The organism is Mycobacterium sp. (genome assembly GCF_049683935.1).
Taxonomy (GTDB): Bacteria; Actinomycetota; Actinomycetes; order Mycobacteriales; family Mycobacteriaceae; genus Mycobacterium.
In genome coordinates this window covers 21,400-39,966 of record NZ_JBAUJR010000321.1, presented here as the reverse complement: position 1 = coordinate 39,966, position 18,567 = coordinate 21,400, and the positions used below count along the sequence as shown (strand labels likewise).

The 18,567-nt window shown below is 67.2% G+C and carries 18 protein-coding genes; 2 read left to right on the top strand and 16 right to left on the bottom strand.

Going from position 1 to position 18,567, the window contains the following annotated elements; genetic code table 11:
• From WA965_RS19150 to WA965_RS19115, 8 genes are all read right to left on the bottom strand, one after another.
• Positions 1-438 (bottom strand): MmgE/PrpD family protein (locus tag WA965_RS19150; RefSeq protein WP_526447937.1); only part of this gene is annotated, 438 nt, incomplete at its 3' end.
• Positions 435-1,811: an MmgE/PrpD family protein gene (locus WA965_RS19145; protein WP_526302911.1), complete on the bottom strand. Its 1,377-nt coding sequence runs from the start codon at positions 1,809-1,811 to the stop codon at positions 435-437. The genes WA965_RS19150 and WA965_RS19145, both read right to left, overlap by 4 nt.
• Before the next feature lie 58 nt (positions 1,812-1,869).
• Complete coding sequence (locus tag WA965_RS19140; protein WP_526302910.1) at positions 1,870-2,622, bottom strand: SDR family NAD(P)-dependent oxidoreductase; 753 nt, start codon at positions 2,620-2,622, stop codon at positions 1,870-1,872.
• A 12-nt stretch (positions 2,623-2,634) separates the two neighbouring features.
• On the bottom strand, positions 2,635-4,179 hold the full coding sequence (locus WA965_RS19135) for a tripartite tricarboxylate transporter permease (RefSeq protein WP_526302909.1): 1,545 nt from the start codon (positions 4,177-4,179) through the stop codon (positions 2,635-2,637).
• The gene (locus WA965_RS19130; RefSeq protein WP_526302908.1) at positions 4,179-4,625 is read right to left on the bottom strand and encodes a tripartite tricarboxylate transporter TctB family protein; all 447 of its coding nucleotides are present in this window, start codon (positions 4,623-4,625) and stop codon (positions 4,179-4,181) included. Before WA965_RS19130 ends, WA965_RS19135 begins: the two co-directional genes overlap by 1 nt.
• A 34-nt stretch (positions 4,626-4,659) precedes the next feature.
• Positions 4,660-5,664, bottom strand: a complete 1,005-nt coding sequence (locus WA965_RS19125) for a Bug family tripartite tricarboxylate transporter substrate binding protein (RefSeq protein WP_526302907.1) — start codon at positions 5,662-5,664, stop codon at positions 4,660-4,662.
• Between the two features lie 313 nt (positions 5,665-5,977).
• Positions 5,978-6,781 (bottom strand): IclR family transcriptional regulator, encoded by an 804-nt coding sequence (locus WA965_RS19120; protein WP_526302906.1) that lies wholly within the window; start codon positions 6,779-6,781, stop codon positions 5,978-5,980.
• Between the two features lie 14 nt (positions 6,782-6,795).
• Complete coding sequence (locus WA965_RS19115; RefSeq protein ID WP_526302905.1) at positions 6,796-7,536, bottom strand: GntR family transcriptional regulator; 741 nt, start codon at positions 7,534-7,536, stop codon at positions 6,796-6,798.
• Between the two features lie 283 nt (positions 7,537-7,819).
• Between WA965_RS19115 and WA965_RS19110 the strand changes: the two genes are divergently transcribed.
• Entirely contained in the window at positions 7,820-8,500 is a 681-nt protein-coding gene (locus WA965_RS19110) for a GntR family transcriptional regulator (RefSeq protein WP_526302904.1), read from the top strand.
• An 11-nt stretch (positions 8,501-8,511) separates the two neighbouring features.
• Here the strand turns inward: WA965_RS19110 and WA965_RS19105 are convergent, their stop codons facing one another.
• From WA965_RS19105 to WA965_RS19090, 4 genes are read right to left on the bottom strand one after another with little or no spacing between them, the layout of a single operon-like run.
• Positions 8,512-9,339 carry an HpcH/HpaI aldolase/citrate lyase family protein gene (locus WA965_RS19105; protein ID WP_526302903.1) on the bottom strand — a complete coding sequence of 276 codons (828 nt, stop codon included), beginning with the start codon at positions 9,337-9,339 and terminating at the stop codon, positions 8,512-8,514.
• Entirely contained in the window at positions 9,336-10,208 is an 873-nt protein-coding gene (locus tag WA965_RS19100) for an HTD2 family dehydratase (protein ID WP_526302902.1), read from the bottom strand. Before WA965_RS19100 ends, WA965_RS19105 begins: the two co-directional genes overlap by 4 nt.
• Positions 10,205-11,419 carry a CaiB/BaiF CoA transferase family protein gene (locus WA965_RS19095; RefSeq protein WP_526302901.1) on the bottom strand — a complete coding sequence of 405 codons (1,215 nt, stop codon included), beginning with the start codon at positions 11,417-11,419 and terminating at the stop codon, positions 10,205-10,207. The genes WA965_RS19100 and WA965_RS19095 overlap by 4 nt, the downstream gene beginning before the upstream one ends.
• A complete protein-coding gene (locus WA965_RS19090; RefSeq protein WP_526302900.1) occupies positions 11,416-12,570 on the bottom strand; it encodes an acyl-CoA dehydrogenase family protein in 1,155 nt (384 codons plus the stop codon). Before WA965_RS19090 ends, WA965_RS19095 begins: the two co-directional genes overlap by 4 nt.
• Before the next feature lie 108 nt (positions 12,571-12,678).
• Here WA965_RS19090 and WA965_RS19085 point away from each other — a divergent pair, with 108 nt between their 5' ends.
• Complete coding sequence (locus tag WA965_RS19085; RefSeq protein WP_526302899.1) at positions 12,679-13,497, top strand: SDR family NAD(P)-dependent oxidoreductase; 819 nt, start codon at positions 12,679-12,681, stop codon at positions 13,495-13,497.
• Between the two features lie 20 nt (positions 13,498-13,517).
• Here the strand turns inward: WA965_RS19085 and WA965_RS19080 are convergent, their stop codons facing one another.
• The 4 genes from WA965_RS19080 to WA965_RS19065 form a co-directional block, all read right to left on the bottom strand.
• Complete coding sequence (locus WA965_RS19080) at positions 13,518-14,891, bottom strand: glucose-6-phosphate dehydrogenase (RefSeq protein ID WP_526302898.1); 1,374 nt, start codon at positions 14,889-14,891, stop codon at positions 13,518-13,520.
• Positions 14,888-16,243, bottom strand: a complete 1,356-nt coding sequence (locus WA965_RS19075) for a glycoside hydrolase family 15 protein (RefSeq protein ID WP_526302897.1) — start codon at positions 16,241-16,243, stop codon at positions 14,888-14,890. Before WA965_RS19075 ends, WA965_RS19080 begins: the two co-directional genes overlap by 4 nt.
• Before the next feature lie 29 nt (positions 16,244-16,272).
• Positions 16,273-16,776, bottom strand: coding sequence for a trehalase-like domain-containing protein (locus tag WA965_RS19070; RefSeq protein ID WP_526302896.1), 504 nt, complete (start codon positions 16,774-16,776; stop codon positions 16,273-16,275).
• A 63-nt stretch (positions 16,777-16,839) separates the two neighbouring features.
• Entirely contained in the window at positions 16,840-18,564 is a 1,725-nt protein-coding gene (locus WA965_RS19065) for an N-acyl-D-amino-acid deacylase family protein (protein ID WP_526302895.1), read from the bottom strand.
• Between the last annotated feature and the right edge of the window lie 3 nt (positions 18,565-18,567).

Below are 18,567 nucleotides of genomic sequence, written 5' to 3'. Positions count from 1 at the left end.
ACCGAGGGCGCTGGCAGCGACGGCGGCGGCACCCATGGGGGCCGTGGTCGAGGTGGCGTGCCAGCCGCGCGAGTAGTGGTTCCACCCCAGCGCGGCCCCCAACCGGGCCATTACCCCCGCACCGGCCAGATAGGCGCCTGCGTCACCGCCGACAGCTGCGGCCGCAGGGACGCACACGGTGCTGATGTGGGTGGTGGACGGCAGGTGCAGATCGTCGTAGTCCAGGACGTGGGCCTGGGCCGCCCAGCGTGCGGCGGGCGGCAGTTCGGAGACCAGGCCGGTCAACGGATGGCCGGCCCCCGCCATGGCGACGGCGACGGTGTCGATCAGAGCCGTCCGCGCAAGCTCGAGATCGGCGGCCCCCGGCACCGCGTCGTGTGCCCACTGGGCCAACGACTCGGCGGTGCTGTGCACCTCGGTCGGCATCGGGGCCGTCATCGTGTGGCCGCGGTGAGTGCTGTGGTGGTGAGGGTGTTGGTGATGGTGGTGATGTCGGGGCAGGTGTCGAGGGTCCAGAGTTGGTGGATGAGGCTGGTGGTTTGTGTGGTGCCGAGGATGGGTTCGATGAGGTCGACCGCTTTGGCGGTGATTTCGTCGTCGGTCATGGGATCGTCGACGGTGCCGCGGACGGCGCCGATGTAGCGGTGGCGGGTGGTGCCGTCGGTGAGGGTGACGGTGACCTCGGCGGTGCGGACGCCGGCTTTGTCGGGGTCGGGGATCAGGTCGGTTTTGTGGCGTAGTGCGGTGATTTGTGGGTCGGTCATGCGGTGGTCGTCGTGGGCCATGGCGAAGGTGAAGGCTCTGTCGACCAGTGTGCCGGCGACGAGGTATTGGCAGCAGATGTCGGGCATGGTGCGGTTGTCGACGACGCGGCACAGGTCATGGGGTAGCACGATGCGGATGTTGGTGACCTGTGTGGGGTCGATGGGGTGTTCTTCAACGAGTTCGAGGATGGCTTGCACGGCGGCTTGGGCGGGGGAGCCGACGGCGAATTTTTTGATGTTGGTGGCCAGGATTTCGTAGCGGTGGCCGAGTTGGTCGGCGAGTTCGTCGCGGCGGACGTCGGCGGAGAGGGCGTCGAGGAAGTTGGGGGTGCCGGCGAAGACGTCGGCGACGCCGTCGCAGCCGGAGGCGACCATCGCGGCGGCGCGGACGCCGTTGGAGGCGGGCATGCCGGCGAAGACGAACGCTTTTTCGATGTGGTTGGGGTCGCGGACCCAGCTGGTGACTCCGGCGGCGCTTTGGGCGGCGTAGGACAGGGTGTGGCGGGTTTGTTCTTCGGTGAATCGGTACAGGGTCGCGGCGGTGGCCGCGGCGCCGAACAGCCCGCAGTAGGCGTGGGTGCTGCGGCCGTGGGATTCGGTGTTCAGTACTGGTTGTCCGAGGCTGAGCACGACCCGGGTGCCGGTGTCGTAGCCGGCGGCGACCGCGCGCAGGAGTTGTTCGCCGCTGCTGTGTTGGTGGTCGCCGATGGCCAGGGCGGCGGGGACCACGGCGCATCCGGGGTGGCTGATGGAGCGGGCGTGGGAGTCGTCGGTTTCATCGGCGTGGGCGGACATGCCGTTGGCCAGGGCGGCTTGGACCACCCCGGCGCGTCCGCCGCCGATCAGGGCGCTGGGGCCCTGGTCGGTGTTGCCGAGGTAGGCCAGCCCGCGGATCCCGGCGGGTAGTCGGGCCCCGGAGACCATCGCCGCGACGGTGTCGATGAGGTGGTGTTTGGTTTTGTGGATCACCTCCGCGGGCAACGAGGTGTCGGGCACCCCGGCCAGATACTCCGCCAACCGCCTCGTCTGCGCACTGACCTCAACCATCAACAAACCTTTCTCGATAGACCGGTGTTCATTCGGGCGTACGCCCGGCGGGTCAGCCTCACATGTAGGCACCGCCGTTCACCGAAATCACCTGTCCTGTCACGTATCCGGCGTCCTCGCCGCAGAGGTAGGACACCGCGCCGGCGACGTCGTCCACCGTTCCGATGCGGCCGACGGGATTGCCCTGGTCGCCCAGATGTTGATAGTGCTGCTCGGCAACACCGGAGTCCCCGAGGCCGGGCCGGCGTTCGGTGTCGATCAGTCCGGGGGAGATGGCGTTGACCGTGACGCCCGAACCGCCGGCCTCGTGTGCGCAGGCTTTGGTCAGGCCGATCAGACCGGCTTTGGCGGCGATCACCGGTGCCCGGCCTGCCGCGCCCGACTGACCCGACATCCCGGCGATGTTGACGATCCTTCCCCAGCGGCGTTCCCGCATGCCAGGCAGCACCGCCTTCGAAGTCAGGAACGCGCCGGTGAGAACCGTTCCCAGCACCGCATCCCAGTGCTCGAGCTGAATCGACTCGATCGGTCCGTGCGCCCGGATGCCCGCGTTGTTGACGACTGCATCGACTGCCCCCCAGGCGTTTTCCACCTCGCTGACAAGGCGGTGCACGTCGGCTTCGACGCCGATGTCACCGGCGAACCAGCGAACGGCGTCACTCGCGCCGTCCTCGGCCAACGCAGTGGCCGCGGCGGCGACACCGGCCTGGTCGCGGCCGGTGAGGCAGACGTTCCAGCCGTCGGCGAGCAGCCGACGGGCGATCGCCAGCCCGATGTTTCGGCTTGCGCCGGTGACGATTGCGGCCCGCACGGGGCCTCCCTTCTAGTTGTGCTGATCGACCGTCTCGGCCGCGGCCGCGCGCTCGTTGCGACGCTTCCGCACGCTGGAGAAGGCCATCGCAGCCAGAGCGGCGACCAGGATCGCCCACAGGATGTTGACGACGATCGAACCGAAGAAGTACGACGGCCCGTCGGCCAACTGCAGACTGCGCAGCAGATACTCCTCCGCGAGAGGCCCGAGGATGATGCCGAGGATCAGTGGGATCACCGGATATCCGTTGAGTCGCAACAGAAGCCCGACCACACCGAAGAACAGCGCCAATCCCACGTCGAAGATCGAGTTGCGGATCGCGTACACACCGACCATCGACATGAACAGCACCGTCGGAACCAGCAGGGACAGCGGCACCTTCGTGACCGAGGCCAGCGGACCGGCCAGCAGAACGCCGAGAGGCAGGATCAGGACGCTGGCCACGATCAGCGCAAGCGCCACCGCGAACACCTCGGCGCTGTTGGTCTGCAGCACCCGCGGTCCGGGCTGGATGCCCTGCAGGTAGAACGCGGCCAACACGACGGCCATGGTGGCGCTGCCCGGGATGCCGAGGGTGAACGTCGGAATCAGGCTCGAACTCGCGACCGCGTTGTCGCAGGCTTCCGACGCGATGATGCCCTTGTGGCTGCCCTTGCCGAACTCCTCGGGGGTCTTGGAGCGTCGCTTCTCGAACGAGTAGCTGATGAAGTTGGCGACCGCCGCGCCGAGGCCCGGGATGATGCCGAGGATGATGCCGACACCGCTTGCTCGTCCCACGGCCCCGGGTTGTTTCAGGGTCGCCTTGACTCCGTCGATGGCGTCCCGGGTCTCCTTGCGTATTCCGCCGGGCTTGATGCCCTGTTCTTTCTGGTTCTTCTGCATCTGATCGGAACCGACCAGCATCAGCATCTCGCTGATCGCGAACACGCCGATCAGCGCGGCGAGGAACGGGACTCCGTCGTAGAGCTGGAGTTCGCCGAACGTGAACCGGGTTTCGGCGGTCGCGGGGCTGACACCCACCACGGCGAGCAGCAGCCCGAGCAGGCCCACCATCACACCCTTGCGTGCCGAGCCGCCCATCAGTGAGGACGCGACGACAAGACCGAGCACGATGATGGCGAACATCTCGCGGGCGCCGAATTTCAGTGACAGCGCCCCGAGCGGTTCGAGCAGGAACAGGACGAACAGCCCACTGATCACACCGCCGAGCACCGAGGCCATGCGGGCGATGCCGATGGCCAGTCCCGCCTGGCCCTTTTTCGCCAGCGGATAGCCGTCCAGCGCAGTGACCGCCGATCCGGCCTCACCGGGTACGTTGAACAGGATGGCCGGCACCGCGCCGCCGAATTGTGCTCCGGCATAGATGCTCACGATCAAGACCAGTGAGTTCTCCAGTGGCAGCGTGATGGCGAACGGCAGTAGCAGCGCGGCGGTGTTCGAGGTGCTCAGTCCCGGCAGCACGCCGACGACAAAACCGACCGAGACGCCGACGACCAACCACATCATCGGTGCCGGCTGAAGTAGCAGCTCGAGACCGGAGGTTATGTTGTCGAGCATCAGAATCCTCTGGCAAGTGGTAGGGGCAGCCCGAGCAGGATGCTGAACAGCACATAGCCCAGACCCACCAGAATGAGGGGAAAGCCGATGAGTACCAAAGGCTTTCGTATTCCGAGGATCCACAGGCCGCCCAGGATCATCAAGCCGGCGGCCGGGTAGAAGCCGATCGGGGTGACCAGCCAGACACTGAGGGCCACCAACCCGATGAACGCGACGACCCGCCAGGCGACCAATCTGCCGTACTCGGCGTCCGGCTCGTCATTGTCCGCGCGTTCCCGCAGATCTGTGACGACGTTCCAGAGGCCGATCAGCGCAAGCAGGGTCGCGAGAACCCGCGGATAACCCTGGTCTGCGGGGTTGAGGTCCATCGACATCATCCAGGCGAGAACCCCGGTCAGAACCGCCATGCCGCCCGGGGTGGCGACGAGGAGGGCCCTCGCCGCCACACTGCCCGTGTGGTGCTCCGTCGTTGTCACAGGCTCAGCCGGCGAATGCATTCGGATTCGCCTCGAGGAGCTGCTCGATGTTGTCCTGGGACTCCTGGGCGAGGGCTTCCAGTTCGTCGGGTGTCAGGTACGACACCTTCGACTGCTCGCCGAGTTGCTCCAGGTTCGCCAGGTACGCCTCGTTCTCCAACGAAGTCTGCAGCGCGTCGACGAGTGCCTGATAGCGCTCGGGGTTGTTGTCACGGCACTCCGCGGACGCGAACAGCACGTAGTTCGAGGCGTTGGCGGGAAGGTCGACACCGAGCGCCTCGTTGATCGGAGGTGCGTTGTCGGTGACTTCGGGCCACTTGTTCTCCGGCTGGCTGACGGCGATCACCCGGGTGTCGTCGGCGATCGCCAGGCTGTTGAACACCCCCGCGTGGGTGGCGTCGACCTCGCCGCTGACGAGTGCGGTACGCGAGGGCCCACCCCCGTCGTAGCCGATGATGTTGAGGTCGATGCCGAGGTCACGCTCCATCTGCAGCAGCGCGATGTAGTTGTTGCTCTGCAGGTCCGAGACGCTGATCTTGATCTGGCCGGGCCGGGCCTTGGCATCGTCGACGAACGCCTGGATGTCCGGCCACTGCGAGTCGTTCCGTACCCGGATGACGCCGGGTTCGATGCTGATGCCGCCGACCGGAGCGAAGCTGGCGAGGTCGTAGTCGACGTCCTGGGTCATGTACGAGAAGTTCAGGTGCGGGATCCCGTGGGTCACGACGCTCGTGCAGTCGGCTCCATTGGTCAGCATGGTCTGTGCGCCGATGGCGTAGCCGCCACCTTCGTGGTTCTCGACGGTCGCGGTGGTGCCCAGTGCCTCGGTGAAGGCGGGTTCCAGCTGGCGGGTGGTGGTGTCGAACCCGCCGCCGGGCGCGCTGGACACGACCCAGCGCAGCGGGGTGTTGGCGAAGTCGGTGCCCTCGGAGTCGGAGGCGCATCCCGACAGCGCCAGCGCAACCGTTGCGGTGCCGGCGAGGATCGTGCGGGTGGTGTGACGTTTCATGCTCAATCCGATCTTCTGTGATCTGGGTCAACCTCCACCATATGGCCGTACATTTGAGAGTCAACCCCCACGGCGAATTTGTTGGAAGTGATATCAGTGCTGCTCAAGGGTGAATTGAGCGCGACAAGCACCTGGGGCGACTGCGTAAGATCATGCGGCCATATCACAGTCGTACCACTGGCCCACAGCGACGAAGTTCGCACCTCGAACGGATGCTTCCCGTCTGGCGGGAAGGTTATCCGTACAGCGGGAACGTTAGGCCGCGCCGAGCCGATGTGTCAACCGTCACTGAGGATCGGGTTCGCATCGTGGGTCACACCGGGGTGGAGTACCCCAGCTCGGACGAGATATCGGCAGCCGCTTGCAGAATTGCGGGCAGATTGCGGTACATCCAGTCCTCGGTCACCCGCATCGCGGGTCCCGTCACGCTCATCGCGGCGATGACCGAACCGGTGTAGTCCCACAGCGGCACCGCTATCGACCGGATCCCGGCCACCCGTTCCTCGAAGGAGAAGGTGTATCCGTTGCGCCGCACCAGATCGATCTGATGCAGCAGTTCCTCGCGGTCCACCACCGTGCTGGAGGTGACGCTCTCGAGTGGTCCTGACAGCACGGCGGCAATGGTCGGCTCGTCGGCATAGGCGAGCAGCACCCGGCCGGGGGCACCCTGGTACAGCGGGATCGACTGGCCCCACTCGGTGTAGGTGCGCCGTAGCGGTTGAGTGCTTTCGACCTGGTCGATGACGAACCGACCACTGCCTTTGACCACATGCAGTCCCACCGTCTCGCCGGTGGCATCGCGCAGTCGTGTCATCACCGGGCGGGCGACCGCGGTGAGGTTCCCGGTGTCCCGGGCGGCGGCGGCCAGTTGCAGAATGCGCGGTCCCAGTGCGTAATTCGGCCCCAACTTCGTCACCAGGCCGTGGGTGCACAACGCGGCCAGCACCCGGTGCGCGGTACTGGTGCTCAATCCCGTCGCCCGGGCGATGTCGCTGACACCGAGTCGCAGCGTGCCCCGGGTGAAGACGTCCAACACGGCCACGGCCCGGTCCACGGCGGCGATCCCGCTCTGAGGCGCGAACGCCGGGTCTCCCGCGTCATCTGCGGCTGGCGGCATCGGATTCCCCCTGTTCAACTGCGTGCGCGTCGCAGGCTGGACCGGTAGCTGTACAGCGAGGTGACGAACCTGGAAACCGCCAGTTCCACCGCGTCCCCGGCCATCGTTCGATACATCCGGTCGATCCTCAGCATCGGCTCCCCGGGCTCACATTCGGTGGCGGCCGCGACCCGGGCATCTGCCAGCGCGACGGTGATCGTCTGGTCCGCCCCGCCGATCGGGTCCGGCAGGACCGGGTCGAGCAACCCGATGATCGTCCGCGAACTGCGCGCGCCCCGTTGCACCTCAGGGGCCTCGGTGATCAACGCGCCTATCTCCGGTGGCAGGTACACGTCGGTGACACAGAACGGAACTCCGAGGTGGAGTCGGCGGAAGGACACCGTGCTGATGGCGTCGCCGGACAACCCGAGACGGCCGGCAGCCTCGATCTCGACCCGCCGGGTGAGCGGTGTCAGCACCTCCATCTCGGTGTCGATCGACAGGCTCAGCAGATCCTCGACCGTCCCGAACCGCCGCAGATACTGCGAGCCGCCGCGCGCGGCGAAGGTGCCGCGACCCGGCGTGCGGGTCACCAGGCCGTCGGACACCAATTCCTGATACGCCCGCCGGACCGTTTGGCGACTCACCCCGTGCTGTTCGGCGAGCTCCGCTTCGGTAGGCAGTCGGAGTTCGGCGTCGGGGGAGCGCAGCACCGTCAGTCGTAATGCCTCGGCGATTCGCCGATAGGCCGGCCCCGCGGTCGATTCGGCGGTCATCCGACCAGAGCACCTCCCCCTACGGCAGCGCGTTTCATCGAGAGTCGATGGCGATATGTACGCATTCTCACCGCCAAATGTCAACGTTCGCCGAGGCGCCGGGCGGGCCTCGGGTGCGCCCCAGGCCCGCTTATACGCGTCGGACCTGGGATAGGGCTGGGGGCGGGCGGTTCATTCTGGCAGAAACAATCACACGGTTTGTACATACATTAGCGTGTTCACGCCCGGACCGAGGCGCGGCGTGTGCATCCGCTCGCAGGAGAATATTGTCTATATTTGAGCGGTGAAACCGCCGGCCTCCGCTGACCGCAAGCGAGGCCCGCTGCGGCTCAGCGACCTCGCCGCCGCGCACGTCCGTGAGCTGATCGTCTCGGGCCAGTTGCCTGCGGGCGAGTACATCCGACCGGAAACCGTCGCCGACGACCTGGGTATCAGCGCCACACCGGCCAGAGAAGGACTCCTACTGCTGCAGACCGAGGGGTTCCTGACCATCGAGCCGCGACGGGGCTTCTCGGTGACGGCCCTGTCCAGTGAGGACATCCGGGACATCTACGACGCCCAGGCGATGCTGGGGGGTGAGTTGACCGCGCGCGCAGCGCGGGTGATCAGCCCCGAGTTGGTGGACCAGCTCGAGGGGATACAGGCCGAGCTCGAGCAGGCGGCGTTCGACAAGGACTACGAATCCGTCGAGCGGCTCAATCACCGATTCCACGAAACCATCTACCGGTTGGCCGGTGCCCGCAAGATCCGCTGGCTGATCAAGACCACGCTGGCGTACGCGCCCCGCAAGTTCTTCGCCGCCGTCGAGGGCTGGCCGGAAGCCTCTGCGCAGGATCACCGCGCGATCATCGAGCATCTGCGCTCCGGCGACGAGGAGGCCGCCCGGGCGGCGATGGCCCATCACGTCCGCAAAGCCGGTGCCCTGCTTGCCGAGCACCTCGGCGCCAGCGGGACACTCGGGTAGATCCGACGCTGTCAGCCGCGAGCGGCCGCAGCGATGATCTGACGGGCACGTGCGAGCACCGGCACATCGACCATCTCACCGTCGACCGCGACGGCGGAGTCACCGGCCGCGACCGCCGCCACGATTTTGTTCGCCCACTTCACGTCCGCACCCGACGGCAGCGCCGCGGCGTGCACTGCGGCAACCTGCGTCGGGTGGATGCACAACTTCGCCCCCAGTCCCAGCCTGAGTGCGTGTACAAAATCTGATGTCACGAAACCGGTTTCGGTGAACGACGTCGTCACACCGTCGATCGGGGACGCCAGCCCGGCGGCCGCGGACGCGAGTACCAGCATCGTCCGGTAGCTCAGCAGTGCCTCGCGATCGTCGGGGCCCACGCCGAGCTGATTCGCCAGATCGATGCTGCCGAAGGCCACCCGGGCCACCCCGGGGGCCGCGCACAGCTCTCTGACCGCCAGGACGCCGATCGCCGTCTCGATCAGCGGGAGGACCGCTGCCTCCGGCGCCAGCGCGACGATGCGGCCGATCTGATCCGGGTGCTCGGCCTTCGCCAGCATCACCGCCGGGCGGTGTTCGGCGACCATCGCGAGATCGTCGTCATGCCAGGGCGTGTCGGCGGCATTGATGCGGACCACCGCCCGGTTGCCCGCGCGAAGCCAGCCTGCGGTATGCGCTCGTGCGGTCGACTTGTCGTCGGCGGCAACCGCATCCTCGAGATCGATGAGGACGATATCGGGCTGTGCTGCAACTGCTTTGGCGAATCGGTCCGGCCGGTCCCCCGGTACGAACAGGAATGACCGGGCTGACCGGACGGTGTCGAGATCGGGCCCCGCCGTCACAGGTAGGAGGCCTGCGCGCTGGCATGGACGTTGGCTGTGCCGGAGACCAGCGAGAGTTCCGCGGAGGAACCGTCAGCTGAAGGGCTGCCCTGGGCCCGGATCCGGTCGCCGACAAAAACCGGTCTCATCAACCGGAACTCGAAGGTGTGCAGCGGCCGTTCGCTGTTGGTGCGCGCCAACTCGGACATGTACATCGCCAGCAGCGGGCCGTGGACCACCAGCCCGGGAAAGCCCTCGACCTGGGTCGTGTATTGCTCGTCGTAGTGGATTCGGTGCCCGTTGGAGGTCAGGGCGCTGAAACGGAACAGCAGAACCGGGTGGGTGATCGGTTCGATCGCCCACGGAGTGCTCGGGGGCGGCAGCGGCTCGGCCACCTTCTCGAAGGATGTGCTCGAACCGGCGTCGCTGCGGTAGACCAGATCCTGCTCCTCGGTCATCCGGGCCTGCCCGTCCTGGCTGAACTCGTAACGCACGGTGACGAAGAGCAGTTCGCCACTCTTGCCACGCTTGACCTTCGCCGACACCACCGCAGCGTCCCGGCTGGCCGGTTGCCCGAGTGTCAGGGGCGCGTGGATGGTCAGTCGGCCGCCGGCGAACATCCTGCGGCGGTCGGGGATGGGGGGCAGGAAATGTCCGTTGCGTGGGTGACCGTCAGCACCCAGATCGGCGGTGGCGGGCCACTCGGTGAAGTACACCCAGTGCCACATCGCGGGCAACGCATCACCGGTGCCGGGGGACATGTCGAGATCCAAGGTGGCCGCCAGCTCGGCAGCCCGCGTCGTGGTGAGAGTCTCGGTGATGGTGGCGGGTTCGGGCGTCCAGTCGCTCACGTACTGTTCCAATCCTGCACTGGACTGGTGCGCTGTCATGACGGCTCCTCGCGTCGTTTCTGTGTTTCACCGGCGAATTCCAGTGGATCATGACCGAGTTCGGTCAGGATGTCGGCGGTGTGCTCGCCGAGTGCCGGCACCGGGCCCATCTGCGCTTCGACTCCGAGATCGATCGGCGGGAGCAGCGCGCGCACCGGGCCGTGCTCGGTCTCGACTGTGCGCCAGCGGTCCCGTGCCTCCAGAATCGGATGCTCGAGGAACTCGCCGATGGTGTTGACACCGGCGAAGGCGATCCGTGCGGCGGTCAGACGCGACTGCAGTTCCGGTGTGGTCAGGGTGGCGAAAACGTCTGTGATTCTGGCGTTCACCTCGTCGCGATGCGCGACCCGCTGGGTGCTGGAGGTGAACCGCGGATCCTCGGCGATATCGGGTCGCTGCAGCACCCCGCTGCAGAACCGGGACCATTCGGGTTCGTTCTGGATGGCGATCAACACGGTGTGGCCGTCGCCGGCAGTGAAGGGGCCGTACGGCGCGATCGTTGCGTGCTGCGCCCCGAACCTTCCGGGTTGCCGACCCGCGCCCGCGGTGAAATGTGCCGGCTGGCCCACCCATTCGGCCAGGGACTCGAACAACGAGACCTCGATCGTTGCGCCCTCACCGGTGACCTGCCGGCGGTACAGCGCGGCCAGAGTTCCGCTGAACGCATACATCCCCGCGGCGATGTCGGCGATGGACACCCCCACCTTGGCGACCTCGTCGCGGGTTCCGGTCAGTGACACCAGCCCGGTCTCGCACTGGACCAGTAGGTCGTAGGCCTTGCGGTCGGCCCACGGACCGGTGCTGCCCCATCCGGTCACCGACACGACGATCTTTTTGGGGTCGCGCGCACGCACCTCCTCGGCCGACAGGCCCAGACGTGCGGCCGCACCCGGACCGAGGTTCTGCAGGATGACGTCGGCCTGATCAGCCAACTCGTGCAGGACCTTTCGCCCGCCCTCGCTCTTGGCGTCGAGTGCGATCGACTCCTTCGAGCGGTTGAGCCAGACGAAATAGCTCGACTCACCGTTGACCGAATCGTCGTACTGCCGGGCGAAGTCCCCGCTGCCCGGTCGTTCCACCTTGATCACCCTGGCCCCGAGGTCGGCGAGCTGGCGGGTCGCGAACGGTGCCGCCACCGCATGCTCGAGCGAGAGCACCGTGATTCCGTGTAGTGGAAGCGGCCCTCCCGCAGCGGTTCCTGGGAGTGTCACTGGTCCAGACCGCCTCGTTTGACCAGCTGCTTGGCGATCACCCCACGCTGGATCTCGTTGGTGCCTTCACCGACGATCATCAGCGGGGCGTCCCGGAAGTACCGTTCCACGTCGTATTCGGTGGAGTAGCCGTAGCCGCCGTGCACCCGGACGGCGTCCAGCGCGATCTCCATGCCCATCTCGGAGGCGAACAGCTTCGCCATGCCGGCCTCCATGTCGCAGCGCGCGCCGGAGTCGAACTTCTCTGCGGCACTGAGCAACAGCGCCTGCGCCGCGGACAGTTTGGTGCCCATGTCGGCGAGCATGTTGCCCACGCTTTGATGCTGCCAGATCGGTTTGCCGAAGCTCTCCCGCTCCTGGGCGTAGCGCAGGGCGTCCTCGAACGCCGCCTTGGCGACACCGGTGGCACGGGCCGCGACCTGAAGTCGGCCGACCTCCAGGCCCTTCATCATCTGAGCGAACCCGGCGCCTTCACTGCTGCCGAGCAGAGCATCCGTGGGCACCCGGCAGTCGGAGAAGTTCAGCTCGCAGCTCTCGACACCTTTGTAGCCGAGCTTGGGCAGATCCTTGGACACGGTGAAGCCCGGCACCTTCTCGACCAGCAGGATGGACACGCCGCGGTGGGCGGGCTCGGCGGAGGGGTCGGTTTTGCACATCAGCGCGATCAATCCGGCGCGACGCGCGTTGGTGATCCAGGTCTTGCTGCCGTTGATGACGTACTCGTCGCCGTCGCGGCTCGCCGAGGTCCGCATCGCCTGCAGGTCCGAACCGCCGCCGGGCTCGGTCAGCGCCATCGTGGTGCGCAGTTCGCCCGTTGCCATCCGCGGCAGATACCGCTGCTTCTGCTCCTCGGTGCCGAACATCATGATCAGTTTGGCCACCACCGTGTGCCCGCCCATGGCGCCTGCCAGGCTCATCCAGCCGCGGGAGAGTTCTTCGGTCACCTGGACGTAGCAGGGCATCGACACCTGGCCGAAGCCGTACGGTTCGGGAATCGCGAGGCCGAAGATCCCGATCTCCTTCATCGTCTCGATGAGTTCCTCGGGGTAGGTGTTGGCATGCTCGAGTTCCCGGACGACGGGCTTGACCTGCTTTTCGACGAAGTCGTGCACCGTGTCGAGGAGCGACCTCTCTTCACTTGACAGCGCCATGCCGTCACCTCCCTATCTCTATAGAAAATATTCTATGGAAAGTAGCGTGGAGTCGCAAACACGGCACCGCGGATCGGCCACCTGCAGAGGCCATGGATACCGTGTCCTATGCCGTTGCCCTCACCGTCGCCCTCCAGCACCGCCGTCATCACCGGAGCGTCCTCGGGCATCGGCGCCGACCTTGCCCGCGAACTGGTCGCCCGAGGGCACGGCGTCACGCTGGTCGCCCGCCGGGAGGAACGGCTGCGCGACCTCGCGGCCGAACTCGGTGACGCGGTCCGCGTCGAGGTGATCGCCTGTGATGTCGCCGATCCCGCCGCCCGCGCCGACCTGCTCGCCGAGGTCGAGCGCCGCGGCCTGACCGTCGACGTGCTGATCAACAATGCCGGCCACGGAACCATCGGGCCGGTGGTGGATTCGTCGCCGGCAGCCGAGATCGCGCAGGTGCGCGTCAACGTCGAGGCCGTGATCGATCTGGCCACCCGGGCGGTGCAACAGATGGTGCCGCGCGGACGCGGCGCGATCCTCAACGTCGGATCGACCGCCGGCTTCCAGCCCTTCCCCGGTCAGTCCGGATACGCTGCGACCAAGGCGTTCGTCCGGTCCTACACCGACGGTCTGCGTGCCGAGCTTGCCGGCACCGGCGTCACCGTCGCCGCGCTGCATCCCGGGCCGGTGCGCACCGAGTTCCTGCAGGTCGCCGGCATGGACGAGCGCACCTTTGCCGCAGCCTTCCCGAAGTTCATGTGGGTGGAGTCGCGCGAAGTGGCGCGGCAGGGGATCGAGGCGCTCGAGCATGATCGCGGCGGCGTGATCCCCGGGATCCCGAACAAGATCAGCACCAAGATGTTCGAACTGATGCCGCGCCGGATGTTGTTGCCGCTACTGACAAGTCAGCACCCCGCCCTGCGCAGGCGTGGGCACTGAGCCCGTCCTGCCCGAGTGGGTCACCGCCACGACGCGGGCGGCACCGGACCCTCCGAACCGGCCGGGTATTCGACGAGTGAGCTGCCGTCGGCATCCCATGCCGCCAGCACTCCCTCGACGATGCGCCAACTCTCCTCGGCCTCGACATCGCTGATGGACAACGTCGATTCGCCCGCCAGCATCGACTCCAGAACCGTGGCGTAGGCCGGTACCGGAGGCGGGGCCGGGTCGGTTTCGAACCGGCGGCGTTCGAGGTCGAACGGGTCGTCCTCGCCGTTGAGGTCGAGTTCGAGCACCATGCCGTCGGTGTCGAGCTTGATCCGCAGCACGTTCGGCTCGGGGGCGGCACCGGAAAACGGCGAGTGCGGAACCGGCTGGAAGTGCACACAGATCTCCTTCCGCGCCGCAGCCAGCGCCTTTCCGGTGCGCAGCCGGAACGGCACCCCCGCCCAGCGCCAACTGTCGACGTGCACCACGAACTCGGCGTACGTCTCGGTCGAGCGGTCCGGGTCGACGCCGGGTTCGTCGAGGTAGCTGCGCAGCTCACGTCCGTCGAGGTGGCCGCGGCCGTATCGGCCCCGCACGGCGTCGACGGGTTCGACCACACGAACCGCGCGCAGCGCGTCCGCCTTGCGGGACGGCAGCGTCGTCGAGTCCAGCGCCTGCGGCGGATCCATCACCACCAAAGCCAGCAGTTGCAGCAGATGGTTCTGCAGCATGTCGCGCAGTGCGCCGGCCTTGTCGTAGTACCCGGCTCGACCTTCCAGACCGAGCATCTCGTCGTAGACGATCTCGACCTTCTCGACATGCTGGTTGTTCCACAGCGGCTCGAACAGTCGGTTGGCGAACCGCAGCCCCAGGATGTTGAGGACGGTGCGCTTGGCGATGAAATGGTCGATCCGGAAGGCGGCGGTTTCGGGGATCAGCCGGTGCAGCTGGCGGTTGAGGCGCCGAGCGTCTGCGCCGTCCACGCCGAACGGCTTCTCGACGGCGATCATGGTGCCGTCCGGGACACCTGCCTGCTCCAGCGCGCTCAGCACGTCGCTGAGAATGCCGTTGGGCAAGGCCAGGTAGATCACCGGCGCCCCGACGCCGAAGCCGACGGCACGGTCCAGGGCCGTGCGCAGCGCCCCGGAATCGGTGGCGTCGCCGCGCTGATAGCCCAGCCTTTCGGCGACAGCATCTCGACAGGCCCGATCTGCTTCTGGCGCATGGGTTTCGAGCCGCTCAACCGCCCAGGTGCGGTAGCCGTCCTCGTCGAGGTCGTCGGGGGCGACGGCGATCACGGGCGGCGCGGCGGCCCCGGCTGCCACCAAGTGGGCCAGAGAGGGCAGCAGCAGCCGACCGGTCAGGTCGCCGGTTCCGCCCAGGATGATCAGTGGGCGCGGGCTCATCGTCGGGCCTCGATCGCCCGGGAGAGTCGGAATCCGCTGGCGATCACGCCGATATGGCTGAAGGCTTGCGGGAAGTTGCCCAGGAACGATCCGTCGCGCGGATCGATCTCCTCGCTGAGAAGACCGACGTGGTTGGCGCGGGCGCACAGCGAGTCGTAGAGTTCGAGCGCCTCGTCGAGTCGGCCCTGTTCGGTGAGGTTGTCGACGAGCCAGAACGAACACAGCAGAAACGCCCCCTCGCCACCGTGCAGGCCGTCGGAGGACACATCGTGGCGGTAGCGGTAGAGCAACCCGTCACCGGCGTCGAGTTCGCGCCGGACCGCTTCCACCGTGGAAACCATGCGTGGATCGGTGAACTCGACGACGCGGCGCAATGGGAGGGCGAGCAGCGATCCATCCAGACCGCCGCGTGAGGACCCGTCGAAGGAGAGTTGTTCGGTGAACGTCTCCCTGGTCGGGTCCCACGCTCCGTCGAGCAGTGTCGCGCGAATCTCGTCGCGCGCTATGCGCCAGGCCTCGGTCGGGCAGGAGCGGCCAGTCATCTCCGCGATGCGTAGCGCCCTGTCGACCGCGACCTCGCACAGTGCCACCGAGTAGGTGAACGGCCTTCCTGCAGAACGGATCTCCCAGATTCCGTGGTCAGGGGTACGCCAGTTCTCAGCGGCGGCATCGGCCAGCGACGACAGGGATGACCACAGATGGTCGTTGACCGCGCCGCCGGCGCGCACCCACTGGTAGGCGACGTCGAGAAGCTCGCCGTAGACGTCGTGTTGAGTCTGCCCGGCGGCGGCATTGCCCCACCGCACAGGTGCCGAGTCGCGCCATCCGCGAAGATTCGGGTCGGTCCACTCCTCGGGCGGTTGGCCACCGTCGAGGGCATACATGATCGACGGGCCCCCGTCGCGTTCGGCGCAGTTCAGAGTCCACGACAGGAAGGCGTTGGCGTCACTGCTAAGTCCGATCCGGCGCAGCGCATACGTGGAAAACGCCGCGTCTCGGACCCACGTGTATCGGTAGTCCCAATTCCGTTCACCACCAACATTTTCCGGTAGCGAAGAAGTCGCGGCCGCCATGATCGCGCCTGTTGAGGAGTGGTCGAGCAGTTTCAGGGTTAGTGCTGACCGCCGGACGAGGTGGCGTTGCGGACCTTCATAGGTGATCCGGTCTGCCCAGCGCCGCCAGGCTTCGGTGGTGCGGGCACACAGTGTCGCTGCGAAGACGCCGACGCTGATCTGCCGTTCCGGCGCCCAACCCAGCGACGACTCGTAGGTCTGGCCGGCCCGCAGGGTGATCTCCGCGGTGAGCGCACCGTGGCCGTCTGGTTGCAGCGGGTGTGATGATCGCAGCTGCAACGGCAGATCGGGATGGTCGGGCGAACCGATCAGCCAGGCGCCGCCGAGTTGTTCGAAGGTGCACTGCGCGCGGGGGCGAACCGGATCCTCAGTGTGACGGTGCCTGCGGCGACGCGCGCGAGCCTGACGAGCTGACTGCGTCCTGACGCGGCAATCTCGGTCAGGTCGGCTCCGGAACGCAGCGCGAGGAAGTCGGTCACCTCGACCACACCGCCATCGCCCGCCAACGTTGTTGTCAGAACTGCAGTGTCGTCGGCATAGCGTTGTTCGCCACCGTGCAGGCCCGCGGGCGCGATCGACCACTCGCCGCCGCGTTCGGCGTCGAGCAGCGACACGAAGAACGGCGCGGAATCGAACTGCGGTAGGCACAGCCACGGCACCGCGCCGTCGCGGCGAACCAGCGCGCACGTCGCACCGTCGCCGATGAGGGCGTGGTCTTCGATGGGCAGGTGACCGGCGCTGGGTGCGAAGGGCCGGGTTGCCGGGACTCCCGGGACGGGCTGACGGCGCCGTTCGGGGCGGCTCAATGGCATCTCTCTTTCCGTGCGGATACCTACGGTGTACCCGACCCGCGGGCGATCAACCCGCCGGCGGGTTCAGATGACGGGTGCCGGCCGGCGGCCGCGCACCAGCCTGCCCGGCCGGGAGTCCGTCGGGACCCCGTTCTCGGCGATCACCTCGCCGGAGACGATGGTGGTGACGTAGCCGTCGGCGGTCTGGTCGAGTCGGCGTCCACCTGCCGGCAGGTCGCTGACGACGACGGGCTTGCGCAACCGCAGGCCCATGGCGTCGATGACGTTGAGATCGGCCTTGTATCCCAAGGAGATTCGACCACGGTCGGCCAACCCCGCAACCCGTGCCGGGGTCGACGTCAGCTCCCGCACCGCCTCGGCGACCGGCAGTCGGCCGGATGCGCGATCGCGTACCCAGTGCGTCAACATGTAGGTGGGAAACGATGCGTCGCAGATCATCCCGTAGTGGGCTCCGCCGTCGCCGAGTCCGAGCACGACGTCGTCGCGGCGGATCAGTTCGGCAACGGTGTCCAGGCTGCCGTCGCGGAAGTTCGCCAGCGTGACCAGCAGCATCGCCCGTCCGTCATCCTGCAGGAGATGGTCGTACGCCACCTCGAGCGGGTTCATCCCGTGTTTGCGCGCCTGGGCACCAATGGAATCCGACGGCGAGGGCTCATAGTTCGGTGGGTCGTCGAGTGGGAACATGTAGTCCCAGGCCTGGGCGGCGAACATCAGCGGGTGTCCGTCCGATGCCGGCTTGTCGTGCAGAATCCGTTGCCGTACTTCGGGCTTGCGCATCTCGGCAACCCGTTCGGGCAGCGGCAACCCGGCGATCTCCCGGTACGACGGATACAGCACGAACGGGTTGCCGGAAAGCTCGAGGCCCAGCACCAGGCCGATGGGGCGCGGGAAGATCTGGGCGCTGACCTCTCCGCCGGCGGCGTTCGCCTTCTCGACCAGGTTCAGGCCGTCGATGAAGAACGGATCGCCCGCGTTGCCGATCGCCAGGGTGAACGTCACCGGCAGGCCCACGTCCTCGGCGACGTCGAACACCGTCTGCAGCGCTGGACCGTAGTCCCCGGCGATGAGGTCCGGCACGAACTGGATCAGTCCGCCGCCGGCGTCTTTGACACCGCGGGCGATCGCCTCGATCTCGGCGTGGCCGGCTTCGAAACTCGGTATCGGCTGGCCACTTTCGGACTTGTGCAGCGTGAGCCGCGACGACGCGAAACCCAGCGCGCCGACCTGGACCGCTTCGGCGGCGAGCTTGCGCATCAGGGCCAGGTCTTCCTCGGTGGCGGGTTCGCGGTCCACTCCCCGCCGGCCCATCACGTACACCCGCAGCGGGGAATGCGGCAGGAACGCGGCCACGTCGATGTCTCGGTTTCGCGACTCGAGGGCGTCGAGGAACTCCGGGAACGTCTCCCACGTCCACGGCAGGCCGTCGACCATGACGACGCCGGGGATGTCCTCGACACCGGCCATCAGATCGACGAGCGTGTCGTGGTCGTCGGGGCGGCACGGGGCGAAACCGACACCGCAGTTGCCCATCACCACCGTCGTCACGCCGTGCGCCGACGACGGCGTCAGCCGGTCCGACCAGATCGCCTGGCCGTCGTAGTGGGTGTGCAGGTCGACGAAGCCTGGAGTGACGAGCAGGCCGGTGGCGTCGATCTCGCGGGTCCCGGATTCGTCGACCACGCCGATCGCGGTGATGACGCCGTCGCGGACCCCGACGTCGCCGACAAAGGGATCGCCACCGAGACCGTCGACGATGGTGCCGCCGCGGACGATCAGGTCGTATGTCATACC